26 protein-coding genes and 1 tRNA gene are annotated in these 22,845 nt (G+C 70.0%); 7 read left to right on the forward strand and 20 right to left on the reverse strand.

What is annotated here, in order from left to right:
• Nucleotides 1–7: 7 nt before the first annotated feature.
• From J5X75_RS21100 to J5X75_RS21110, 3 genes are all read right to left on the reverse strand, one after another.
• Entirely contained in the window at nucleotides 8–304 is a 297-nt protein-coding gene (locus J5X75_RS21100) for a hypothetical protein (RefSeq protein ID WP_208469133.1), read from the reverse strand.
• 100 nt (nucleotides 305–404) lie between these two features.
• Entirely contained in the window at nucleotides 405–1,145 is a 741-nt protein-coding gene (locus J5X75_RS21105; protein WP_208469135.1) for a DUF2637 domain-containing protein, read from the reverse strand.
• Entirely contained in the window at nucleotides 1,145–1,390 is a 246-nt protein-coding gene (locus J5X75_RS21110; RefSeq protein WP_307798181.1) for a DUF6284 family protein, read from the reverse strand. Before J5X75_RS21110 ends, J5X75_RS21105 begins: the two co-directional genes overlap by 1 nt.
• A gap of 343 nt (nucleotides 1,391–1,733) precedes the next feature.
• On the opposite strand from J5X75_RS21110, the gene J5X75_RS21115 reads away from it, so the two are divergent.
• Together J5X75_RS21115 and J5X75_RS21120 are read left to right on the forward strand one after the other, a co-directional pair.
• Complete coding sequence (locus J5X75_RS21115) at nucleotides 1,734–2,600, forward strand: GntR family transcriptional regulator (protein ID WP_208469137.1); 867 nt, start codon at nucleotides 1,734–1,736, stop codon at nucleotides 2,598–2,600.
• Nucleotides 2,597–3,295, forward strand: a complete 699-nt coding sequence (locus tag J5X75_RS21120; protein ID WP_208469138.1) for an HAD family hydrolase — start codon at nucleotides 2,597–2,599, stop codon at nucleotides 3,293–3,295. The genes J5X75_RS21115 and J5X75_RS21120 overlap by 4 nt, the downstream gene beginning before the upstream one ends.
• A 98-nt stretch (nucleotides 3,296–3,393) precedes the next feature.
• On the opposite strand, the gene J5X75_RS21125 is transcribed toward J5X75_RS21120, so the two are convergent.
• Together J5X75_RS21125 and J5X75_RS21130 are read right to left on the reverse strand one after the other, a co-directional pair.
• On the reverse strand, nucleotides 3,394–3,729 hold the full coding sequence (locus J5X75_RS21125) for a PCC domain-containing protein (RefSeq protein ID WP_208469139.1): 336 nt from the start codon (nucleotides 3,727–3,729) through the stop codon (nucleotides 3,394–3,396).
• 5 nt (nucleotides 3,730–3,734) lie between these two features.
• On the reverse strand, nucleotides 3,735–4,529 hold the full coding sequence (locus tag J5X75_RS21130) for a helix-turn-helix domain-containing protein (RefSeq protein ID WP_208469140.1): 795 nt from the start codon (nucleotides 4,527–4,529) through the stop codon (nucleotides 3,735–3,737).
• A 1,003-nt stretch (nucleotides 4,530–5,532) separates the two neighbouring features.
• On the opposite strand from J5X75_RS21130, the gene J5X75_RS21135 reads away from it, so the two are divergent.
• Nucleotides 5,533–5,627 (forward strand) — tRNA-Tyr (locus tag J5X75_RS21135).
• 339 nt (nucleotides 5,628–5,966) lie between these two features.
• The gene (locus J5X75_RS21140; protein ID WP_208469141.1) at nucleotides 5,967–6,182 is read left to right on the forward strand and encodes an Imm51 family immunity protein; all 216 of its coding nucleotides are present in this window, start codon (nucleotides 5,967–5,969) and stop codon (nucleotides 6,180–6,182) included.
• Nucleotides 6,183–6,324: 142 nt separating this feature from the next.
• On the opposite strand, the gene J5X75_RS21145 is transcribed toward J5X75_RS21140, so the two are convergent.
• The 14 genes from J5X75_RS21145 to J5X75_RS21205 form a co-directional block, all read right to left on the reverse strand.
• Complete coding sequence (locus J5X75_RS21145; RefSeq protein WP_208469142.1) at nucleotides 6,325–7,020, reverse strand: MOSC domain-containing protein; 696 nt, start codon at nucleotides 7,018–7,020, stop codon at nucleotides 6,325–6,327.
• Nucleotides 7,017–7,151 (reverse strand): hypothetical protein, encoded by a 135-nt coding sequence (locus J5X75_RS45540; RefSeq protein ID WP_274383601.1) that lies wholly within the window; start codon nucleotides 7,149–7,151, stop codon nucleotides 7,017–7,019. The genes J5X75_RS21145 and J5X75_RS45540 overlap by 4 nt, the downstream gene beginning before the upstream one ends.
• Nucleotides 7,148–8,167: an LLM class flavin-dependent oxidoreductase gene (locus tag J5X75_RS21150; RefSeq protein WP_208469143.1), complete on the reverse strand. Its 1,020-nt coding sequence runs from the start codon at nucleotides 8,165–8,167 to the stop codon at nucleotides 7,148–7,150. Before J5X75_RS21150 ends, J5X75_RS45540 begins: the two co-directional genes overlap by 4 nt.
• A 7-nt stretch (nucleotides 8,168–8,174) precedes the next feature.
• Nucleotides 8,175–8,588: a DUF1707 SHOCT-like domain-containing protein gene (locus J5X75_RS21155; protein ID WP_208469144.1), complete on the reverse strand. Its 414-nt coding sequence runs from the start codon at nucleotides 8,586–8,588 to the stop codon at nucleotides 8,175–8,177.
• Between the two features lie 70 nt (nucleotides 8,589–8,658).
• Nucleotides 8,659–9,915: an MFS transporter gene (locus tag J5X75_RS21160; protein ID WP_208469145.1), complete on the reverse strand. Its 1,257-nt coding sequence runs from the start codon at nucleotides 9,913–9,915 to the stop codon at nucleotides 8,659–8,661.
• A 101-nt stretch (nucleotides 9,916–10,016) separates the two neighbouring features.
• Complete coding sequence (gene htpX / locus J5X75_RS21165) at nucleotides 10,017–10,886, reverse strand: zinc metalloprotease HtpX (protein WP_208469147.1); 870 nt, start codon at nucleotides 10,884–10,886, stop codon at nucleotides 10,017–10,019.
• A 149-nt stretch (nucleotides 10,887–11,035) separates the two neighbouring features.
• Nucleotides 11,036–12,448, reverse strand: coding sequence for an NADH-quinone oxidoreductase subunit N (locus J5X75_RS21170; RefSeq protein ID WP_208469148.1), 1,413 nt, complete (start codon nucleotides 12,446–12,448; stop codon nucleotides 11,036–11,038).
• On the reverse strand, nucleotides 12,445–13,929 hold the full coding sequence (locus J5X75_RS21175; RefSeq protein ID WP_208469149.1) for a complex I subunit 4 family protein: 1,485 nt from the start codon (nucleotides 13,927–13,929) through the stop codon (nucleotides 12,445–12,447). The genes J5X75_RS21170 and J5X75_RS21175 overlap by 4 nt, the downstream gene beginning before the upstream one ends.
• Entirely contained in the window at nucleotides 13,926–15,836 is a 1,911-nt protein-coding gene (locus J5X75_RS21180) for an NADH-quinone oxidoreductase subunit 5 family protein (RefSeq protein ID WP_208469151.1), read from the reverse strand. The genes J5X75_RS21175 and J5X75_RS21180 overlap by 4 nt, the downstream gene beginning before the upstream one ends.
• Nucleotides 15,833–16,204 (reverse strand): NADH-quinone oxidoreductase subunit NuoK, encoded by a 372-nt coding sequence (nuoK, locus tag J5X75_RS21185; RefSeq protein ID WP_208469152.1) that lies wholly within the window; start codon nucleotides 16,202–16,204, stop codon nucleotides 15,833–15,835. Before nuoK ends, J5X75_RS21180 begins: the two co-directional genes overlap by 4 nt.
• Nucleotides 16,204–16,719 carry an NADH-quinone oxidoreductase subunit J family protein gene (locus J5X75_RS21190; protein ID WP_208469154.1) on the reverse strand — a complete coding sequence of 172 codons (516 nt, stop codon included), beginning with the start codon at nucleotides 16,717–16,719 and terminating at the stop codon, nucleotides 16,204–16,206. Before J5X75_RS21190 ends, nuoK begins: the two co-directional genes overlap by 1 nt.
• Nucleotides 16,716–17,321, reverse strand: coding sequence for a NuoI/complex I 23 kDa subunit family protein (locus J5X75_RS21195; protein ID WP_208469156.1), 606 nt, complete (start codon nucleotides 17,319–17,321; stop codon nucleotides 16,716–16,718). Before J5X75_RS21195 ends, J5X75_RS21190 begins: the two co-directional genes overlap by 4 nt.
• Nucleotides 17,322–17,384: 63 nt before the next feature.
• Nucleotides 17,385–18,329 carry an NADH-quinone oxidoreductase subunit NuoH gene (gene nuoH, locus J5X75_RS21200; RefSeq protein WP_208469157.1) on the reverse strand — a complete coding sequence of 315 codons (945 nt, stop codon included), beginning with the start codon at nucleotides 18,327–18,329 and terminating at the stop codon, nucleotides 17,385–17,387.
• The gene (locus J5X75_RS21205) at nucleotides 18,329–18,940 is read right to left on the reverse strand and encodes an NADH-quinone oxidoreductase subunit C (RefSeq protein WP_208469159.1); all 612 of its coding nucleotides are present in this window, start codon (nucleotides 18,938–18,940) and stop codon (nucleotides 18,329–18,331) included. The genes nuoH and J5X75_RS21205 overlap by 1 nt, the downstream gene beginning before the upstream one ends.
• Before the next feature lie 73 nt (nucleotides 18,941–19,013).
• On the opposite strand from J5X75_RS21205, the gene J5X75_RS21210 reads away from it, so the two are divergent.
• Together J5X75_RS21210 and J5X75_RS21215 are read left to right on the forward strand one after the other, a co-directional pair.
• Nucleotides 19,014–19,550 carry an RNA polymerase sigma factor gene (locus tag J5X75_RS21210; RefSeq protein WP_307798186.1) on the forward strand — a complete coding sequence of 179 codons (537 nt, stop codon included), beginning with the start codon at nucleotides 19,014–19,016 and terminating at the stop codon, nucleotides 19,548–19,550.
• Nucleotides 19,543–20,490 (forward strand): hypothetical protein, encoded by a 948-nt coding sequence (locus tag J5X75_RS21215; RefSeq protein WP_208469161.1) that lies wholly within the window; start codon nucleotides 19,543–19,545, stop codon nucleotides 20,488–20,490. Before J5X75_RS21210 ends, J5X75_RS21215 begins: the two co-directional genes overlap by 8 nt.
• 4 nt (nucleotides 20,491–20,494) lie before the next feature.
• On the opposite strand, the gene J5X75_RS21220 is transcribed toward J5X75_RS21215, so the two are convergent.
• Nucleotides 20,495–21,796, reverse strand: coding sequence for a DUF2252 domain-containing protein (locus J5X75_RS21220; RefSeq protein ID WP_208469162.1), 1,302 nt, complete (start codon nucleotides 21,794–21,796; stop codon nucleotides 20,495–20,497).
• A gap of 49 nt (nucleotides 21,797–21,845) precedes the next feature.
• Between J5X75_RS21220 and hemC the strand changes: the two genes are divergently transcribed.
• Nucleotides 21,846–22,766, forward strand: coding sequence for a hydroxymethylbilane synthase (hemC, locus tag J5X75_RS21225; RefSeq protein WP_208469164.1), 921 nt, complete (start codon nucleotides 21,846–21,848; stop codon nucleotides 22,764–22,766).
• The last annotated feature ends 79 nt before the right edge of the window (nucleotides 22,767–22,845 follow it).

Genomic DNA, 22,845 nt, shown 5'->3' on the forward strand with positions numbered 1-22,845 from the left:
CTCCGGATCAGGCGGTAAAGATCGGGGCGATGAACTTTCCGGGGTAGCCATCGGGCTGCCACGGACCAGTGCGGGTGAGGCCCATCTCGGCGAGGCCCTGATCAGCGGCGGCGAACTCGTCGGCGTTCGGGATCTCGTACTCGTCGAAGCGGATCCCGAGGTCGACGTCAGCGGCGATCTGACGACGCGTGTAGTCGATGAACAGCAGGAAGCCACCACACGCGGCCGGAGCGATCACGGCGCGCACCGGACCGCCGTGCGGAAGAACGTTCCGGGTGACGCGCCGCTTGAAGTACGCGAACATGGGTGCCTCTCCTTGAGGTCATGAGCGATCAGGATCGAGGGGCAGGGACCGGCGGCACGGCGCTTGCTTGGAGGCTTGTGGGCCGTGCCGCCGGGCGAAGCTAGGCAGCGGCGAGAGTGGGCGTTTCCGCAGCAACCGGGGCGGTCGGTGACGCGTCAGTGACGCGCAGAGCGGCGAGGTGACGACGCGCGGTCGAGACGGAGACACCCGCCTTCTCGGCAATCTGCGAGACCGGAGCGTCGGGCATCTTGGCGGCGACCTTGGCGACCTTGGCGGCCGACACCGGACGCGGCGTGACCCGCTTCGCGGGCACCTTCTTGACCGGGGCGGGGGCAACCTCGTCAACGGCCACGACCGGATCGGCGGGGACATCCGTCACGGTCTCAGCGGGTTCGCTCACGGCCGAGACGGCGGCGGCCGGAGCGGTCATGGTGTTGTCCGTCAGAGCGCGGATGCGTGCGCCGACCTCCACCAGGCTGATCGACGCGACCACGATCAGGCCGTCAACGCTGAACGGCAGCAGATAGGCAGACGAACCAGCCTCGCCGTACCGGATAGCCACACCGACCATGTGCCAGTACGACACCCACGCCGCGATACCCGCGATCACAGCCGTTGCGCCGAAGCGGACGGCCGACAACTTCCCACGCAGGCCCGGGATACGGGAGATCAGCTCTACCGCCAGCAGCAAGGCCAACGGTGACCACGCCGAGATCGCCTGACTGATCACGTTGTCCGTCGCGTGCAACACATTGCCCGCCAACGAAGCAGCGATCCCCAGGGCAAATACCGCCCGGACGCCCCAACCGATGCGCTTGAGACGCGTGATCTCCGAAGCCATCAGGCGACCGCCTTCCGGACTGCCGGCTGCGCCGCCAGCTCGACGGCGACGCGGGTCACGCGAGCCTCAGCCCGACGCAGACGACACCAGTCCAACGGCGAGGGACCACCGTGATCGGCAGCGTTGATGATCGTGATCTCGGCGTCCAGAACATCCAGTTCAGCAGCGATCAGCGGCCACTCGGCTTCGATCGCATTCAGGTCAGCCGCGGTAGGGCCGTCGAAGTTCAGGTGGTGGTTGCTCACAGCAGGGTCCTTTCGAGGATGAGCCAACACGGGTGCCAGCACCCGCGCTGAGCTGCAAAGAGAGTTCGAAGTGCACGAACCTCAGCCGTGCTGGCGACCTTTTCGGCGCAGCGTCTGCGCTACGGGGAGGTGCGACCCACTTCATTCAGTTCTCAAAGATCGACCGGACACAGTGGTGTCATGGCGTACGGCAACCACGTGCCGCCGTTCCCGTCCTACTAACCGACTTGAACCACTTGGCTAGCCATGCGACCCGAGATTAAGCTAGGCCTGGTTGGCTAGTCAGGTCAACCCCAAAATGATTAGCCTTCCCGGCTTGGCTAGTCAGATGTATGGTGGTTGGGTGGCCGAAAACCTGGATTACCTCGGAAAACTTGATCCCGACGACCCGAAGCAGGCGTCCCAACAAATCGCCAACAAGCTCCGCGCGGCGATCCTCACCCGGCGACTACAGCCCGGGGACAAACTCCCGTCGCAACCCGATCTGGCGTCCCGCTACGGCGTAGCCAGAGAGACCGTCAAACGCGCCCTGGAGGTGCTCCGCACCGAACGCCTGATCGTCACCCGCCAGGGAAGCGGCGCGTTCGTCCGGGCACAGACACAGCGCGCCGTGGAACTGCGGCCGCACATCGAAGCCTCGTTCGAGCGCACTCACGTATCCATCGACTTCGCCGGGTTCTCCGGCGAGACGCTGCGCGACGCACTCGCCGAAGCGCTCGACAAGGTGCGAGTCGGTCGGCTTGCGCCGGAGAGCATCGCCGTTCGGGTGCTGATCTCCGACATGACCGCCCCGATGGCCCTACCGGCACGCGCCGAGACCCAATCCGACGATCCGGCCGTTCGGGAACGCGCCGAGCGGATCACCCGCCGGGCCGCAGACGGCGTCATCGACCAGGTGGCCGAATTGGGCGATCTCGGCCTAGTGCGCTCCGCCACCGTCGAAGTTCGGATGCACAGGGCTTCGCCCCTGTTCAAGCTCTACATTCTCAACAATGAAGAGGTCTTCTACGGCTTCTATCCGGTCGTAGAGCGCACCGTGTCGGTCAAGGGCGAGCCCATGGCCATCTATGACCTGATGGGTAAGGACGTGCCGTTGTTCCACTACGCCGTGACCGATGACGACGCGTCCCACGGCACCCAGTTCGTGGAAGCCTCCCGGCAATGGTTCGACTCCGTGTGGTCCACGATCGCGTACCGGTACGACGGATGAGCACCGACCTCGATCGGCTCATGGCCGATATCGATGCCGTGCTGTTGGACTTCGACGGACCGGTCTGCGGAATTTTCGCCGGCCACCCCGCGCCCGGAATCGCCTCAGACCTTGTCGAGGTGCTTCGGCAACACGGCGTCGACGTTCCACCGAGTGTGGCTACCGAACAGGATCCGCTCGAAGTCCTCCGATGGACGGACAAGGCTGGGAACCCGAGGACCACCCGGACGATCGAGGATGCGCTCTGCCGGGCAGAGCGCTACGCGGCTGATTCGGCCATGCCTACCCCCTACGGCCGTGAAGTCATCGTCGCTGCCCATCAGGCGAACTTGCCAGTGGCGATCGTGAGCAACAACTCCGCCGGGGCGGTCTCGGCCTACCTCGTCGCACACCGGCTCAGCGCCTACGTTTCGCCGATCGTCGGCCGTGCGTATGCCGAACCGGGCCAGATGAAGCCCCACCCCGCACCGATCCTGAGAGCCGTTCAGGCCGTCGGTGTACCGGCCATCCGCTGTGTCCTCGTGGGTGACTCGCTTTCCGACATCGAGGGCGCACACGCTGCGGGAGTACGAAGCATCGCCTTCGCGAACCGGCCCGCGAAGGAAGAGCCATTCCGGCAGGCCGGGGCGGACGCAGTGATCACGAGCATGGGAGCCGTCGCACGGATCCTGATCGAGCGTGCCGAGCACGTATAGGCCCAGAACCGGACTACGCGGCTACTTCGAGAATCTATTTCAGCCATGCCATGCGACGAAATGTGGGGCCCTCCACCATCACGTGGAGGGCCTCAAAATTAGCTAGTCAACGGCGTGATGTAGGCGTGAACGAAGAAGTCCCTTACAGTCGCGGAGTGCAGATGTCCGCCGGTTACGAAGTCCTCCGCGTACAGCGTGACGTGAATGTGCGGCTTGCCGTCCCAGATTTCTCCGGTACCGCTCAGCTCTAGCGGTTGGTCGTAGGTGCGCAGGTAGTCAGTCAGCGCATCATCTTTCTTCATCACCGAGACGGTGGCCGTTTGTACAGCTCCGATCAAGGTCATCGACCCGGCGGTTACGCCTAGCTCAGCGAGAGCCGTACCGATCGTCGCCAGAACTTCTTGATCTTTCTCAACAGTAATCAGATGCAACATGACTCCTAGATTTTCAGGGGGTCGATACCCGCTAGAGCGGAGCCGATCGCGCGAAGATTCTCGGCTGCAGTCTCCACCCGGAGAGCCGAAAGAAGAGCTCCGGACACGGCCTCAGGATCGCTGTCCCGGCTCCGGTAAAGGGCGAGAGTGGCGCACCATCGGGCGCCAGCGTCGTAAGGGTTCGCCAGTTCCTCAGCCATGCGCGCGATCTGGACATCGGACAGCGTGCCGCTCGTTGTCCACCGGGCGGCGTCTTCCCAGGGGAGAACGAGAACTCGGCTTAGTACGGCTGTGGCGTACAGCTCCCGCACGTCTCCGTCTGTGCGCAGAACGCTGACGGCTTCCGTGCCGGCCAACGCGGAACGGGTCTTCGCGAGGATGCCCGCGGAGTTCACCCGAAGAACGGCCTTGCCCCGATGGCTCCATCCATTCAGAGCCGCAAGGGAAGCCGCGTCCTGGGAGACAATCGCAGCAATCGCCTTGTCGGTAGCGTGACTAGTTTGCAGCTCTGTCAGCAGGCCGCTACGCCCGTTCGTGATTTCATGCGCTATCGCCGTTGCCGTGTCGTCTTCCGAACCGGCGGCGAGGATACCGAGACTTCCCAGCAAGAGACTTCGGCGCTTCAACGAATCCCCTAACGCTTCCTCGTATTTCCGTATCACGTCGGGGGTCGCCTGACGTACGCCGTTCTCAATGTTGCCGATGTGCGAGCGGCTGTAGCCGGTTCGCTTCGCCATTCCGGCCAGGGATAGACCGGCTGAGGTTCGCGCCTCTTTCAAGATCGCGCCTAGCTGGCTCATCCGCTACCCCTGATCCCGAAGTGAAGCGGGTTGAAGACACCCGCTGTCTTTGGCGTGACTGTCCGCAGGTCAATGCTGGGCCGATAGGAATCATTACTCACCTGGGGGGCGAAGTGGTAGGCGTCGTCGCGATCGTGTTTCTGTGTCTGGGCTTCGCTGCCGGAATGACCCTGTTCAGGGTGAAGAGTCGATGGTGCCCCCGGTGCGGCGAGAACACGGTGCCGCTACCCGGTGCCGCTCTGACCGATCCGGCCGCCCAACAGACGGGGCGGACAGCGTGAGTCTCCGCGAGTACCCACCGGGCGCGATCTTCCACACCTCGTCGTGTCCGGAGATCACTGGTGATTCCGCACCGAGTCTGCCAGTCCTCCAGGCCGTCACCGCGAACCCGAGTCACCGCTACTGCATCTGCACTGGCGGCGGTCCGGATACCGCGCCTTACGTCGTCATCGAGCGCGTCGACTACGGACCGCATCTGTACGTACCGTCGCCAAACCGGCCTCGTGACGCCACTCGCGCGCTGTGCCGGACTTGTCGCGGTACCCATGGCGACAGCGCATCGGACACACCGGGTGTGTCAGGGCTGGTGGTTCCGCGTGCATGAGCCGCTGGTAGTCGGCCCGCGAAAGCTGGACCAGGAGTGGGCGGAAGTGTGGATCGACACGGGAGCCGGTCCCGGGTTCGTGACCCGAGTGCCGGCCGACCGGCTCACTTTGGCGTCAATCGACGACGGAAGCGCCGATGACGCCATCTACCACCTGTGCCTTGCAGACCAGGACGTCCCGGTCGAAGCGACCGGGCAGGAGGGAGAGACATCATGATTGAAGTCAAGGGCATGAGCGTCGAACTGGAAGGCGCGGACCGACAGCGTTTGATCTTCGCTGGGATACGGCCGAAGCTCAGCCAGCCACGCGAGGCACCTTGACTGTCTTGATGCAGTCCTCTCAGTCGCGCTTGTGAACCGCCTACGGTCCTCTATCCCCTATAGATCCCCAGAAGCCCCAACGGGTTGGATGTTCTGGCAGCTCACGGCGGGCGTGCCACGTTGACTGTAAATCCGTCGCGAAAGCTACAGAGGTTCGAATCCTCTACCCGCCACAGGCTAGGGAAACGGCCCCGGTACCAGCGGAAACGCTGCGCCGGGGCCGTTCTCGTTGTGATCTAGCGGAGTCCAGCCGAGTCCGGCTCTCCACAAGCGGTTGTGGGCGGATCGTGGGCGGGTGGATCATCCCGTCAGCCGATCGCGTGAAGATCAAGCACAGTGGCTGGCCACCCTCTCCCGCACCCGGTGACCCGTATTCGGTGGCAATCCGCGAAGCGGCGCGGCAGCCGATCGCCGGACGGCACAACGGCGCCTAGCCACGAATGCGATCGTCACGGCCTGGCGCCGCACCTACCCCGGCGGTCGAGCGCCGGTCGCTACTGAGGTTCGGCGCCGTGCTGATCTTGGGTCGGGAGAGCCTCGCCCGGTGGCTGATTCACGCCGAACTGCGCGACCTCGCCGACACGATCTGGTTCAGCTCCGAGAGCGGCACCTTCGTGGCAGGAAGTTCCGACCCTGCTGCGCTGCGTCGGCTCGCCGAGCGTCTACACGCCGCATTCCACGATCGCGCTCTGCTGTCGCGACTCCTCACCGAAGCCGACCTAGACTGACTTCGAGCGCCATTGCCGGCCAGCATGCCGGTGACGGTAGGGTCCCCGGTCTGGCATTCAACTACGGCGATAAAGCCAGCTCGCATGAACATTCTGGAGTAGAGCGGCGCATCGTCGTCGTGCATGACCCAGGCGTGCTGCGTCACCCGCCGGCTGCCAGGTATCCCGAGGGTGAGGGCGTCAGGCGCTTTTCGATCTCGGCTCGGAGGGCGTGGGGCAGGGCGTCGGCCACCAGGAGGCGGGACAGGTTCTCCGGGGTGTGCATGTAGATGTCGAAGGCTTCGGCGAGGGTCAGGCCGTGTGCGGGGCGGTGGATGACCTCGATGGGGGCGCCGGGGTGGATCTCGCCCTCCTCGATGATGCGGAGGTAGGCGCCGGTGCGGTTGGAGTCGGCGAAGCGCTTGATCCAGCGGGGCTCGGCCATGCGGTGCTGGAAGGTGGAGCAGGGGATGCGGCCGAAGGTGGTTTCCAGGGTCACCGTGTCGCCTACTCGCCACTGTTCGCCGAGTACGGCGTTGTAGAGGTCTACGCCCCGGGTGGTCAGGTTCTCGCCGAACAGGCCGGGAGGCAGTTCGCGGGACAGCTCCGCGGACCACCAGGCGTAGTCCTCGGCGGCGTACGCGTACACCGCCTGGTCGTCGCCGCCGTGATGCTGGGTGTCGCCGATGAAGTCGCCGACCACGCCGCTGTGCAGGCCGGTGGTCTTCGGGCCGGGGCGGCGGACCGTTACCGGGTGGTCCACCGGGCGCTTGCCTATGCCGGTCCGGCCGGCGTCCCTCTTCGCCGGGTTGGGTTCGGAGCCGCCGACGTTCAGGGAGAGGACGATGCCACTGGTCATGAGGAGAATTCCACCACCGCTCGGTCTTCTGTCGGCCGGGAGCCCAGCCTGGGGTAGAGGCCGTCGATGAAGAGGATCACCTCGGTGGCGCCGGCGTCCAGCGCATTTCGGGTCGCCACGTCGGAGGTCATCTGGCGACCGGGCCCCAGGCCTTGGCGATCCGGGCCAGGCTGTCGACGCGGGTGGCCGGGTCGTGGACCGCTCCGGCCAGGATCAGTTCGTCGGCGCCGGTTCGCGCGACGAGCGTGTCCAGCCCGGAGACGACCTCCTCGACGGTGCCCGCGTATTGGGTGCCGGGCAGCGACTCGAGCACGGCACGGTCCAGGTCGGACAGCTCGCGGTCGGCCGCCGCCTCCGGGGAGATCATCGGGCCGAGCCGGCCGGTGCGCAGGCTGAGCGCCATCACCCGGCTGGGCCCGGCCAGGAAACGGGCCTCCTCGCCGGTCTCGGCCGCCAGCACGGAGGCGCTGACCATCACCCATGGCCGGGGGTAGCGCGGCGACGGCTGGAACCCGTTGCGGTAGAGGCGGAGGGCGCCGTCGACGTCCGAGTTCGCGGCGAAGTGGTACGCGTAGCAGAACGGCAGCCCGAGCGCGGCCGCCACCTGGGCGCCGTAGGTCGACGAGCCGAGCATCCACACCTCGGGGAAGCTCTCCGCGGCGGGCGTGGCGGTGAGCCGTTCGGTCGGCACCCGCTCGTCGCCGAGCAGGCCCAGCAGGGTGCGCAGATGCTCCGGGAACTGCTCCACGGTCAGGTAGGGCGAGACCCCGCGCAGGGCCGCCGCGGTCGCCTGGTCGGTGCCGGGCGCGCGGCCGATGCCCAGGTCGATCCGGCTCGGGTAGAGCGCCTCCAGCATGGCGAACTGCTCGGCCACCACGAACGGCATGTGGTTGGGCAGCATCACGCCGCCGGAACCGACCCGGATCTGCCGGGTGTGCGCGGCCACGGCGCCGATCAGCACCGGCGGCGAGGTGGAGGCGACGGCCGGCATGTTGTGGTGCTCGGCGACCCAGAACCGGCGGTAGCCGAGTTCGTCGGCGGCCTTGGCGATCTCGATGGTGCCGCGCAGGGCGTCGGCGCTGCCGTGCCCTTCGCGGACCGTGGCCAGGTCGAGCACGGAGAGCGGAACGCGGGTCGGTGCGGTCATGCGGGACTCAGTCTCCCCGTTTCTGATTGCGGATCACTTGCACTCCGGCGGTCACCGCACCGAGCGCGACGCCCGGCACCAGCAGCCAGATCGGCCACGGGTAGACGAACTCGGTGATGGAGACCGCGACCAGGGCGTAGATCACCACGTTGACCGCGGCGAGAGCACCCCAGATGGTCCAGAGAACGAGCAGAGCGGTCGGCAGGCGACGGGCGGCCTTGCGCGCCTGCGTACGCACTTCGGCGGCGCTGAGGCCGGGACGGGGCAGATCCTTGACGAGCACGAGCAATTCCGCGTACGTGCGTGCGGCGTAGGCGGCGCCGATGCGTTCGTCGTACTCGTGCAGGGAGAGGCGGCCCTCGTCGAGCGCGGCCTTCAGCTGATCGGCGATCTGCTGGCGGTCCGAATCCGCCGCGCGCATGCTTTCCACCTCTTTGGACACAGCCGCCCCCTCGCCACACCAAGCCTGTCGCGAGGCTATCGCGCGACGCTCACACCGGTTCGGTCGCGAGTCGCTCGGTGGCGTGCCGGTCGGCGCGGGCCATCGACCCCTCGGGGATCGCGGCGACGCCGGCGGCGAGCAGCAGAACCGCCGCGGCGAACGCGAACGACCAGGGCAGACCGTCCGGCTGGTCGACGATCGCACCGGCCACGGCGCCGCCGGCCGCGCTGCCACTGACCGAGACGGTGATCATCCAGGTGTACGCCTCGTTCATCATCCCGGCCGGGGCGATCCGGCCGACCAGGCTGTTCTCCACGGTCAGGGCGGGCGCGATGGTGGCGCCGCCGAACACCAGGGCGGTGCCCAGCCAGAGCGGGCTCGGCATGAACGCCAGCAGCAGGAAGCTCATCGACACGGCGGCCAGCAGCCAGGCGAACTGGCGGGACAGGGCCATCGCCGGGCGGCGGGTGCCGAACCAGATGCCGCCGATCGCGCTGCCGATGCCCCAGACGCCGAGCAGCACCCCGCCGAGGGACTCGCCGCCGCCGTGCTGTGCGGCGTACGCCGGGACGATCACGCCGGCCGCGCCGAACGCGACGCCCAGCGCGCCGACGCACAGCAGCAGCGCCGGGAAACCGCCGGCCCGCAGCGGGCCCAGACCCTTCGCGGCGGCCGCCGGGTCGTGGCCGCCGCGGTGCCGCATGACCGGGAGGCGGGCGATCCACGCCGTACCGGCGAGGGTGGCGACGGCCGCGCTGATCAGCGCCGACTCGGGCTTGCCGGAGATCACCATGAGGGCCGCCACCAGCATCGGGCCGAGCACGAAGACCAGCTCGAACAGCGAGGTCTCGGCGGCGATGGCGGCCGAGCGCAGCTGGTGCCGGCCGGTGCCGGGGGACGTCATGTCGGTCCAGGCGCGCCGGATCGCGGCGGTCAGCGGCGGATAGGTGGCGCCGGCTCCCGCCGAGGCCACGAAGATCCACTCCAGGGCGCCGGAGCCGCCCCGGCTCGCCAGCAGCAGGGCGGCCAGCGCCAGCGGGTGCAGGATCGCGGTGGCCAGCAGGATCGGGGCCGGGCCGATCCGGTCGGCGAGGCGGCCGGCGATCGGGCTGACCGCGGCGCCGGCCAGCGCGTAGACGCCACCGGCGAGACCGGCCGCCGCGTACCGTCCGGTGGCCTGCTCGACTAGCAGGAGCAGGGCCAGCGGGGTCATCCCGATACCGAGGCGGGCCAGGATGCCGACCACCAGAAGGACCTTCGCGCCCGGTAGGTGCCATACGCCAAGGTACTGACGCAATGCGGTCACGAGCTGGCCTCCGACTGCCGACGGTAACGAGCGAAACGAGTTTCGAGGCTAACGTCGGCGGTCGGTTGACGAACCTGAAATATCGGCGGTTGTCGCGCGCGTCACCAGCTACGGGTCAGCGCGGCCTGCTCCTGGAGCCGGCGGATCCGCTCGGCCATCGGCGGGTGGGTGGAGAACAGGTTGGCGATCCCGCCACCGGCGAACGGGTTGGCGATCATCAGGTGCGCGGCGCTGGTCAGCTGTCCGCCGGCCGGCAGGGGCGCGCGGGCCGTACCGTGATGGATCTTCTCGAGGGCGCTCGCGAGAGCGAGCGGATCACCGGTGAGCGCGGCCCCGGAGGCGTCCGCCTGGAATTCCCGGTTCCGGCTGATCGCCAGCTGGATGATCGACGCGGCCAGCGGGCCCAGGATCATCATGAGCAGCAGGCCGGCCGGGTTCGGGCTGTCCTCGTCGTCCGAGCCGCCGAGCGGCAGGAAGATCGCCAGATTGGCCAGCATCGTGACGATCCCGGCCAGGCCGGCGGCCACGCTGGAGATCAGGATGTCCCGGTTGTAGACGTGCGACAGCTCGTGCCCGATGACACCGCGCAGCTCACGCGGCTCCAGCAGGTTCAGGATGCCGACGGTCACCGCGACCGCGGCGTGCTCCGGGTCGCGGCCGGTGGCGAACGCGTTGGGCTGGAGCGCCGGCGAGACGTAGAGGCGGGGCATCGGCTGGCCGGCCTCGACGGCCAGCTCCCGGACGATGCGGTAGAGGCCGGGCAGCTCCGCCTCGGTCACCGGGCGGGCGCCCATGGCCCGCAGGGCGATCCGGTCGGAGTAGAAGTAGCTGACGGCGTTCGTCACCAGCGAGATCATCACGGCGATGACGAGGCCGGCGCTGCCGCCCAGCCAGTAGCCCACGGCGAGGATCAGGCTGGTGAGCAGGCCTAGCAGGGCGGCGGTCTTGAGGCCGTTGTGGTGGCTGTGCAACGTTCACTCCTTCGGCTGGCGGGCTTGTGGCCCGCACTCCAGGGAACAGCCGCGAGCAGCGTATTCATCCGAGTACGCGCTGTGAGTTCGCTGAACCCTGGGGTGCCGGTCATCGGAGGATCAGTGCTCGCAGCCAACCCACGTGGGGATCAGAGAACGTCGAAGAGAACCTGCGGGGCGAAGCCGAGCACGACGGCCACGATCGTGGTGGCGACCAGGACGGCGGCCACCGGGCGGCGCACCGGGCGGTGTTCGGTGTCCTCGGCAGGGGCGGCGTAGAGCAGGGCGCCGACCCGGACGTAGTAGGCCAGCGCGATCACCGCGTTGACCACGACCACCGCGGCCAGCCAGGTCCAGCCCTCGGCCACCAGCGCGCCGACCACGGACACCTTGGCGAACAGGCCGGCCAGACCCGGCGGCAGCCCGGCCAGACCGGCCAGTGCCAGAACGAGGGCGGCACCGAGCCACGGGTGCCGGCGGGCCGCGCCACGGAAGTCGTCGAGGGTGCCGCCGTCCGCGGCGGCGGGGCGCAACGCCACCACCACACCGAACGCGATCAGCTCCAGGACCACGAAGAACACGGCGTAGGCGAGAGCCGCCGGAACGCCGTCGGCGCCGAGAGCCAGGGCGGCCAGGATGTAGCCGGCCTGGGCCACCGACGACCAGGCGAGCAACCGGACCATCCGGGTCTGCCGCAAGGCCACCAGGTTGCCGACGGTCATGGTCAGTACGGCCAGGGCCGCGACGACGACGCCGGTGTCCAGCCGGGCGACGACCGCGGCCAGGGCCAGTACGCCACCCAGCTTGGAGGCGGTCGACAGGTACGCCGCGATCGGCACCAGGGCGCCGTCGTAGGTGGCCGGCGCCCAGGCGTGCAGCGGTACGGCGGCCACCTTGAACGCCAGGCCGATCACCAGCAGCGCGGCGCCGACCCCGGCCAGGGCGGCGAACGGGGCCGGGGCGGGACCCAGCATGCCCAGATGCACGGCTCCGGTGGCGGCGTAGTTGAGGGCGATCCCGAGCAGGGCGATCGCCGTCGAGATGACGCTGATCAGGAAGAACGTGACCGAGGCGGAGGCCGCGTCGGTGGTGGTCCGCTCGCCGGGGGCGAACCGGCGGAGGCCGACCAGCACGTACAGCGGGAGGGTGAGGGTCTCCAGGCCGACGATCAGGGTGAGCAGGTCACCCGCGTAGGCGACGGTGACGCCGCCGGTCATCGAGCAGGCCAGCAGGAAGCAGAACTCACCGGCCGGGGCGGTGCCGAGCCGCAGCGCGGGGACCGAGAGGGCGAGCACCCCGGCGGTCAGGCCGGCGAACAGCGCGGCGGTCACCGCGGCCGGCCAGGACGGCACCCAGGAGCAGCCGCCCGGCACGCAGAAGGTGGGCTCCCACGGGCCCACGGCCAGGGCGGTCACCCCGGTGGCGAGCGCGCCGAGCAGGGTGGCCGTGATCGTCGCCGCGCGCTTGCCGGCGAACAGGTCGGCGAGCAGGGCCAGGATCGCGGTGCCGGCCGCGGCGTACAGCGGCAGCAGCGCGACGTGGTCGACGGCCTGGCTGGTCACAGCTTCACTCCCAGCAGGTTGGCGAGCGGCTCGACGGTGTCGTTCAGGACCAGGGCCGGGACCACGCCGACGGCCAGCGTCAGCAGGATCAGCGGGGTCCAGGCCAGCCACTCGATCCGGGTGACGGCCGGGCTCGCCGCGGCCACCGCCGGGGTGGCCGGGCCGTGCGTCACCCGGCGCAGCAGGCGCAGGAAGTAGGCGGCGGTCAGGGCCCCGCCGACCGCGGCGACGGCCGCCAGGGTGAGCCAGAACGGGCCGCCCCGCTGGACCGCGGCGATCACCGCGAACGCCTCGCCCCAGAACCCGGCCAGGCCGGGCAGGCCGAGCGAGGCGATGGCCGCGAAGCCGAGCAGGCCGGCCAGGCGCGGGGCGGTCTCCCGGAGGCCACCGATCAGGTCGAGGGAACCCGTCCCGGTACGGTCCTTGATCGTCCCGGCGAGGAAGAACAGCAGGCCGGTGATCAGGCCGTGGGCGACGTTGCCGACCAGGGCGGCCTGCACGCCGGTGATCGACATGGTGGCGATGCCGAGCAGCACGAATCCCATGTGGCCGACGCTGGAGTAGGCGATCAGGCGTTTCAGCTCGGTCTGGCGCAGGCAGATCAGCGCGCCGGCGACGATCGCGACCACGGCCAGGCCGCCGAGGACCGGCGAGGCCCAGCCCGCGCCCTCCGGGGCCGCGCCGACACCGACCCGGATCATCCCGTACGTGCCCATCTTGAGCAGCACGCCGGCCAGGATCACCGAACCGACCGTGGGGGCCTCGGTGTGCGCGTCGGGCAGCCAGGTGTGCAGCGGCCAGAGCGGGGCCTTCACCGCGAACGCGAGGGCCAGCAGGACGAAGGCCACGTGCTGGGTGTCCTTGCTGAGCTCGGCGGCGCCGGTCAGGGTGACCAGGTCGCCGGTGCCGGCCGACGTCACCACGAGCAGCACGCCGAGCAGCAGCAGCACCGAGCCGGCCAGCGTGTAGAGGACGAACTTGCGGGCCGCCGCCCGGCGGTTCGGGCCGCCCCAGCCGGCGATCACCGCGTACATCGGCAGCAGGACGACCTCGAAGAACAGGAAGAACAGGATCAGGTCCAGGGCCAGGAAGGTGCCGAGGACGCCGATCTCCAGAACCAGCAGGAGCGCGGCCAGGGCGCGGCCCTTCCGGTTGTACGCGCAGCAGAGCAGGGTGAGCAGCCCGGTCAGGACGATCAGGGGGTACGAGATCCCGTCCACCCCGAGGTGGAACTCCAGTCCGAGGGCCGGGACCCAGGGCAGGTCCACCTCGGCCCACGGCAGCATCGGCGGGCCGTCGCCGGGCCCGTAGGCGAACCAGCTGTACTCGTCGGTGCGGGCCAGGATCGGCAGCGCCGAGAGCACGAACGTGACGGCGGCGAAGCCGGTGGAGACGAGCCGGGCCCGCCGGTCCGGTAGCAGCGCGACGACGACGGCACCCAGAGCGGGCACCGCGAGCAGCGCGATCAGCAGGGTGTTCATGCCAATGCCCCCAACCAGGCGACGGCCCCCAGCAGCAGGGCCGCCGCGCAGACGGCGACCGCGGCGGCGGGCAGTGGCAGCCGGTGCGCCGCCTTGAGTGCGGCACCGGCACGTGACGCGCCGGTGCCGGTGGCCATGACGACGGCGTCCACGTCGTTCGTGTCGAACGCGGTGACCACGCGGGCCAGCGTCGTGACCGGGCGGACCACGAAGCGGTCCTGGACCTCGTCGAGGCGGAACCCGGCGGCCAGGAACGGCTCGGCACGCCCGAGGACGAGAGCCGGGTCGGCGCCGGGCGCGGCCCGCCAGAGCCACCACGCCGTCCCGGCGCCGGCCGCGAGCAGCAGCATCGGCAGGGCCACGGCCACGCCGAGGTGCGGGTCCTCCAGCTCCAGGGCGGTACGGAAGCCGGGGGCGAACGCGGCCAGCCCGAGCAGCGCGGCCGGGATCGCGAGCAGGATCAGCGGCCAGCGCATCAGCGCGGGTGGATCGTGCGGGACGGCCGGGGTCCGGTAGCGGCCGTCCTGGAAGCCGACCACCCAGGGGCCGTCCGGGCCGTACGCCCGCGAGACGCCGAAGAAGGTGCGCAGCAGGAGGCGGGTCGCGTACCACGCGGTGATCCCGACCGAGAGCAGCGCGGCCAGCCAGACCACCCACGCGGCCCAGGCGGGCGCCGTCTCGCCGCCCCCGGTGGCGTGGGCGGCGGCGGTGAGCACGTTCTCCTTCGACCAGAAGCCGGAGAGCGGCGGCAGGCCGGCGAGCGCGCCCAGGCCGATCACGAACGACCAGAAGGTGACCGGCATGTGGGTGCGCAGGCCGCCCATCCGGGACATCAGGTTGGTGCCGACCGCGTGGATCACCGCGCCCGCCGCGAGGAACAGCAGCGCCTTGAACGCGGCGTGGGTGAGCAGGTGGAACAGGGCGGCGGCGGGCGAGCCGACGGCCAGGGCGCCGGTCATGTAGCCGATCTGCGACACGGTCGACCAGGCCAGCACCCGTTTCAGGTCGTCCTGGGCCGTCGCCGAGAGCGCCCCGATGAGGATGGTGATCGCGGCCATCACGGCGAGGGTGGCCAGTGCGGCCGGGGACTGCCGGTAGAGCGGGTAGAGCCGGAACACCACGTAGACGCCGGCCGCGACCATGGTGGCGGCGTGGATGAGCGCGGAGATCGGGGTGGGGCCGGCCATCGCGTCCGGGAGCCACGTGTGCAGCGGGAACTGGGCGCTCTTGCCGGCCACCCCGGCCAGGATCAGCAGCAGGGCGGCGGTCAGGGTGCCGGGCGAATAGTCGTGGGTGAGCACGTCGCCGAGGTGGGTGCTTTCGGCGTCGGCGATCAGGACGGCGATGCCGAGCAGGAAGCCGACGTCACCGACCCGGGTGACCAGGAAGGCCTTCACCGCGGCGGCCGGCGCCTCCGGCAGCCGCCGGTCGTGGCCGATCAGCAGGTAGGAGCAGGCGCCCATCACCTCCCAGCCGAGCAGCATGAGGATCAGGTCGCTGCTGGTGACGACCAGCAGCATCGCGCCGGTGAAGAGGCTGACCTGTGCCACGTAGGGCGCGTACCGGCGGTCGTCGTGCAGGTAGGCGATCGAGTAGATCTGGACGAACAGGGCGACCACCGTGACGGCGAGTGCCACATAGCCGGCCGCGGCGTCGACGAAAGTGCCGAACCGCACCTCCAGGTAGCCGAAGTCCGCCAGGGTGAAGCCGACGTTCCGGGGGTCGTCCGCCGGATCGAGGACCAGCCGGACCGCGAGGAGGAGGGCCACCGCGGCGCCGGCCACGCCGAGTCCGGCGGCGAGACGCCGGCGGGCCCGGTCACCGTCGCCGGGTGGCAGGACGAGACCGATCAAACCCACGATCAGGGGTACGAGGGGAAGCAGCGGCCCGGCAACGTCGATGCTCACCCGGCCACCCGCTCCTCGTCGCCGTCCAGCCGCACCTCGTCGACCACGACCGCCTGACGCATCCGGTAGAACTGGAGGACGATGGCCAGCCCGACGCCCACCTCGGCGGCGGCCAGCACGATCACGAACAGGGCCAGGACGCCGCCGGTGCCGGGCACGGCCGCGCCCGGGCGGGCCCACGACTCGACCGCCACGCCGGTGAGCGCGGAGCGCAGCGACACGTCCGCGGTGACCAGGATCAGGTTGATCGCGTTGAGCATCAGCTCGACGGCCATCAGCACCAGGATCGCGTTGCGCCTGCGGAGCACGCCGTAGACGCCCAGGCCGAACAGCAGGGCGGCCACCACGTACGGGATGACGACGTGCATCAGGCCTCCGGGGTGGAGCGGGCGCCGACGTCCGGCCGGGACAGGACGATCGCGCCGACCAGGGCGGACAGCAGCAGGATCGAGATCACCTCGAAGGGCAGCACCCAGGCGCCGAAGATCTGCTCGCCGACCCGCTCGGCGGTGCCCGGGTCCGCCTCCGGGTAGCGGACCCAGCGGAACGCGTCGGCGAACAGCACCGCCAGTCCGGCGCCGAGGCCACCGCCGATCAGCACGGCCGGGAGGGCGGGCCGGTCCAGGTCGGTCGACGGGCCGATCGGGGCGCGGGTCAGCATCACCGCGAACAGCAGCAGCACCACGACCGCGCCGACGTAGACCAGGATCTGCACCCAGGCCACCAGTTCGGCGCCGAGGACCAGGTAGAGGCCGGCGACCGCACCCAGGCTCACCACCAGGTAGAGGCCGGAGCGGACCAGGTGGGCGCTGGTGACGACGAGCGCGCCGGACCCGACCGCGACCGCACCGAGGGCCAGCAGCAGCGCGTCGGCGACGGTCACTTCCCGTCCTCCGTCGTTTCGGCGCGCGGAGCTCGTACCGTGGCTGGTCTTGCGGTCTTGGCGGCAGTGGCCGCGCCCGGGCCCGCGGCCTTGCGCGCCGCCGTGGCCTCCTCCTTGGACGGCTCGCCGAGCACGTCGTGGGCCGGCGGCGAAGGCACCGTGCGCATCCACTCCCCCAGCCGGGTCTTGTCGTGCAGCAGGGAGAGGACGTCGGTCTCCGCGTACTCGAACTCGGGCGTCCAGTGCAGCGCGTCGAACGGGCAGACCTCGATGCAGATCCCGCAGTACATGCAGAGGGAGAAGTCGATGTCGAACCGGTCCAGCACGTTGCGCTGGCGGGCGCGCGCGGCGCCCGGGACGACGACCTCCTCCTTGTGCGAGTCGATGTAGATGCACCAGTCGGGGCACTCACGGGCGCAGAGCATGCAGACCGTGCAGTTCTCCTCGGACAGCGCGATCACGCCGCGGGAGCGTGGCGGCAGATCGGGTTGCACGTCCGGGTACTGCTGGGTGCCGGATCGCCGTGTCAGGGTCTTCAGCGTTACGGCGAGCCCGTCGAGCAGGCCCTTGCCGGGCACGTTGCGGTCGCCGTTCTCACTCACAAGGGAACATCCTGCCCGCTCGGCCTTTCCGGCGCGACCTTGCCCCGGCGTTTCCGACCCCTTTTACAGCAGGGACTTCACCGCCACGGTCAGGACCAGCTGGGCGAGCGAGACCGGGACCAGGATCAGCCAGCAGAGGCGCTGCAACTGGTCCTCACGCAGGCGGGGGTAGGTGACCCGGAACCAGATGATCACGAAGGAGAGGGCCGCGACCTTCAACAGCGTCCACAGCCAGCCCAGCTGGTCCGCGAAGGGCCCGTGCCAGCCGCCCAGGAACAGGACGGTGGTGAGACCGGCGATCACCACGATGCCGACGTACTCCGCCAGCAGGAAGAACGCGAAACGCAGACCGGTGTACTCGGTCATGTAGCCGAAGACCAGCTCGGAGTCGGCGATCGGCATGTCGAACGGCGGCCGCCGGATCTCGGCCAGCCCGGCGATGAAGAACACCAGCGCGGCCGGCGCCTGCCAGATCAGCCACCACGGCCGCCACGCCTCGACGATGCCGGGCAGGCTCAGCGTGCCGGCCGCCATCGCGACGCTCGCCGCGGCCAGGACCAGCGGCAGCTCGTAGCCGAGCAACTGGGCGGCGCCGCGGACGCCGCCGAGCAGGCTGTACTTGTTCGCCGAGGCCCACGCGGACATCAGCACGGCCACCACGCCGATCCCGAGCACGGCCAGGACCAGGAACAACCCGATGTCCAAGCTCTGCGCGACCAGGTCCGGGCCGAGCGGCAAGGTCAGGATCACCACGAGGTACGGGAAGAGCGCCACGATCGGGGCCAGCCGGAACACGGTCCGATCCGCCTCGCGGGGAGTGATGTCCTCCTTCTGGACGAACTTCACCCCGTCGGCGACCAGCTGAGCCCAGCCGTGGAAGGCGCCCGCGTACATCGGGCCGACCCGTCCCTGCATGTGGGCCATCACCTTGTGCTCGGCCTGGCCGATGACCAGCGGCAGAACCAGGAAGGCGGCCATCACGGCGCCGACCCGGACGAGGAGCTCCATCACGGCTTCTCCTCCTTCAGCGGGCCCCACTCGTTGGGCGCGGGAACGCCGGGCGGGCGCATCGGGGCACGTTTGGCCGTGCCGCCCTCCGACTCGCCCGGCTCCTTGGCGCCCGGCCACGGCTTGGCCACCCGGGCGGCCAGCACGAACTCCTTGCGCAGCGGGTGCCCCTCGAACTCCGGCGGCAGCAGCAGCGGCCGCAGGCCGGGATGCCGGGCGAAGGAGATGCCGAACATCTCGTACGTCTCCCGCTCGTGCCACGCGGCGCCCGGGTAGAGGTCCACCAGGGACTCCACCTCCGGCTGCTCCCGCGGCACCCGGGTGCGCAGCAGCAACCCGTGCCGGCGGCGGGTGGACCACAGGTGGGCCAGCACCGAGAAGCCGCCGTCCACCTCGTCCACGGCCGAGAGCCAGTCGAAGAAGTCGCAGCCCAGCGCCCCGGCGTCCCGGGCCGTCTCGGCCGCGAACCACCAACGGCCGACCGGCACGTCGACCACCGCACGGGCGTGGCCCGGGCCGCCGCCGGAGACCTCGGCCGTCACCGAACCCGTCTCCGGATCGTCCGTCGCCAGCAGGGCGACCAGGCGCTCACCGACCTCTTCGGGCGTCATGCCGCTCATCCTATGATCTGCGCGGCGTCCGCAACCTTCCGCCGGGCACGCGCGTGTAGTCGCCGTGACAGCCATCGCCGACCACCGATCGGAGACGCCGGCCGCCGTGCACCACGATCCACCGACGTTCGATGAGATCTACGCCGCGCACTACCCGCGGCTGACCGTGCAGCTGTACGCGTACTTCGGTGACCGCCAGGAGGCCCAGGACGTCGTCCAGGAGGCCTTCTGCCGGGCACTGTCCCGGTGGTCCGCGATCTCCCGGTACGACGACCCGGCCGCCTGGGTCCGCCGTACCGCCTGGAACCTGGCGGTGAGCCGGTGGCGCCGGGCCCGTACCGCCCTGAACTTCCTGCGTAGACAGCGCACCGAGGAACCCCAGCTGGAGGGCCCGACCGGTGAGTGGGTGGCGCTGGTCGCCGCCCTGGCCGAACTGCCGGACGCCCAGCGGCGCGCCATGGTGCTGCACTACCTGGGCGACCTGACGATCGCCGAGATCGCCGAGCGGGAGGGCGTGGCCCAGGGGACGGTCAAGTCCTGGCTGCACCGGGCGCGCGGCACGCTCGCCGGAATGCTCGGCACCGATGCGGAGGGGGTGACCCATGTCTGACCAGATCGAGGAGATCTTCGCGCGGACCCGCCCGACCGCGATCCAGGCGATCCGGCCGCCGGGCGCCGAGGCGGCCCGCCGCACGGTGCGGATCCGCCGCCGGCGCCGGGTCGTGGGCCTCGCCGCCGTCGTGGTGCTCGCCGTCGTCGGTGGCGTGGTGACCAGGATGTCGCCGGCGCCTCCCCCCGAACTCCCCGCCGACCCGGTGCGGATGACGCAGACCGCCAAGGTCGCGCTGGGTACGTCCGCCCTGCCGGCCGCCTTGGAGAAGGCCGCCGAGGTGACGCCGACATGGTCGTCGTCGAGCCCGGTCTACCACGGTGAGCTGACCCTGCGTGCCGCCTGCGCCGGGGCCGGCGAGATCACGCTCGCCGTCGTGGGCAATCCGGGCGGCGAATCCTCGCAGACCGAGCCCTTCGAGCTGGCCCGGCTCAAGGTGCCCTGCTCGCCACAACCGGAACCGGTGGAGACCGCGTTCGAGCCGAGCGGCGCCATCAGCCTCGATTACAAGATCGTGGAAAGCACGATCGCTTCCCGCTCCGGGTTCGCCTACCGGCTCACCAGCGACACCGGTAAACCGTTCGCCATGGGAGACGACCAGGCGAACCCGACGGCCGCGCTGCACCTGACGTCCGACGAAGGTTTCGGGACCGGCGGCAGCCTCACCGCCCGCCGACCCGGCTGGAAGGATGACCTTCCCAGCCACGTCGGCGGTGACTTCCGGATCCTCGCCGCCTGCACCGGGGACGGCACGCTCGTCGTGGAGATCCTGAAGAAGTCCGGGAAGGTGGTCGACACGGTGCGGGTGCCGTGCCACTGGCCGCCGAAACGGTACGACTTCGAACCGGCCCGGGGCACCGGAGATCTCTACTACCGGATCTCGTACCAGCACATCACGATGCCCTCGACCGACTTCGCCGTGCAGTTCGTCCCCAAGTAGCCGTCTACAGGCCGGGGAGGCGGCCGTTGCGGAACACGTCGACGAAGTCCTGGTGGTCCTCGCGGGCCTGGTCACCGTACCGGTGCGCGAACTCCACCAGGTGCCGGACGAACCCGGCCTCGTCCTTGTCGACGACCGCGACGATCGCCTCCTCGGTGGAGAAGTCGACCAGGTCGTGGCTCGACTCGTCGTCGGCGACCGAATGCATCCGGGCCACCGCGCGGCCCAGATCGGCGACCACCCCGGTCAGCTCCTCCGGCTCGCTCACATCGGACCAGTCGAGATCCGCGGCGTACGGGGACACCTCGGCCACCAGCTGACCCACCCCGTCCAGCTCGGTGTAGCCCAGCCACGGGTCGGCGTGCGCCTGGAGGGCCCGCTGCGACTCACTCGTCCGGTGGCCCTGGTGCTGGAAGTAGCCGCGCACCCGCTCGTCGTCGATCCACCGGGCCACGGCCGGGACCTGCGCCTGCTTCATGTAGATGATCACGTCGTTCTCGAGGGCCTCGGTGTGCCCCTCGAGCAGCAGGTTGTACGACGGCAGCCCGGCCGACCCGATCCCGACACCCTTGCGCAGCTTGATGTCCTTGATGCGCAGCGACACCGTCCGGGAGCCCCGCGGCAGCGTGTCCAGATAACGGTCGAACGCCTCCCGGACCTTGGCGTGGGTGACCGTGTCCACCTCGTAGACGCCGTCGCCCATCGAGAACCGGCGGTCGAAGTCGTCGATCGTGGTCTGCTCGCCGAGCAGGTCGACCCGGGTGTTGAGCCGGGCCTGCTGGAGCACCCGCCGCAGCACACCCGTCGCGTTCTCCAAGGTGATCGAGCCGATCGCGTCGTCACCCCCCTGGGCGATGGCCCGCAACTCGGTCAGGTACGCCTGCGCGAACGTGGTCACCAGCGCCGTGATGGCGTCGTCGGACAACGCCTTCGAATAGCCGATCAGCGCGACACTGGCCGCAAACCGCTTCAGATCCCAGCTGTACGGGCCGACGTACGCCTCGTCGAAGTCGTTGACGTTGAAGACCAGGCGACCGGACGAGTTCATGTACGTGCCGAAGTTCTCGGCGTGCAGGTCACCGTGGATCCAGACCCGGCTGGTGCGCTCGTCGAGAAAACTGTCGTCGCGGTGGTCACCGGTCAGGTCCGCGTAGAACAGCGAGGCGCTGCCGCGGTAGAACGCGAACGGCGAGGCCGCCATCTTCCGGAACTTACGGCGGAACGCGGGCGGATCGAGCGCCATCAGCTCACCGAACTCGCGGGTGAGGACATCGATGATGAAGTCTGCTCGGGACTGAGAACCCATGCGGGTCACGCTACTCACTGATCCGCCGTCAGCCGCTACCCTTTCCGCTATGCCCGCATCACGCCTGCTGCGTATCGGCACCCGATCCTCACCGATGGCCCTCGCCCAGGTCGAGCGTGTCCGCCGGATGCTCGCCGAGCGGCGACCGGAGGTGACCGTCGAAGTGGTGCCCCTCACCACCAGCGGCGACCGATGGCAGGGGGCGCTCTCCGAGCTGGGCGGCAAGGGGGCCTTCACCAAGGAGGTCGACCAGGCGCTGCTGGACGGGCGGGCCGACCTGGCCGTGCACTGCGTCAAGGACGTCCCCGGTGACCGGCCGGCGCCCGCGGGCACCGTGTTCGCCGCCTACCTGAGCCGGGACGACGTCCGGGACTGCCTGGTTCACCCGGGCGGGCGAAGCATCGACGAGCTGCCGGCGGGGGCGCGAATCGGGACGTCGGCCGTCCGCCGCATCGCCCAGCTCGCCCTGCACTGGCCGCACCTGGTCCCGGTGCCGATCCGCGGAAACGCCAACTCTCGCCTGGCCCGGCTCGACGCGGGAGAGTACGACGCGCTGCTCCTCGCGGTCTCCGGCCTGCACCGCATCGAACAGCCCGACCGGATCACCCACCCGATCGGGGTGGACACGTTCGTGCCCGCGGTCGGGTCCGGCACGCTCGTGCTGCAATGCCGTCAGCAGGACGAGGCCGCCCTGGAGATCGCGGCCGCCCTCGGCGACCGGCGCACCGAGCGGGAGACCGAGGCCGAGCGGACCATGCTGCACATCCTCCAGGGCAGCTGCCATTCGCCGATCGGCGGCTACGCGCGCACCGAGCCGGACGGGCGGATCAGCCTGCGGGCCCGGGTGATCAGCCTGGACGGCAAGACCGTGCTGGACGCGCACGAGTGGGCCGCCGACCCGGTGGTGCTCGGGACGTCGGTGGCCGCGTCGCTGCTGCGCCAGGGCGCCCGGGAGATCCTCGAGAGCTGAGCCCCCGGCCTCCTGGCTCGGCGGACGGGCCACCCTCTAGCTAGGCGGGCGAACCAGCTTCTAGCTAGGCGGGCGCACC

Source organism: Actinoplanes flavus (assembly GCF_017592555.1).
GTDB lineage: Bacteria > Actinomycetota > Actinomycetes > Mycobacteriales > Micromonosporaceae > Actinoplanes > Actinoplanes flavus.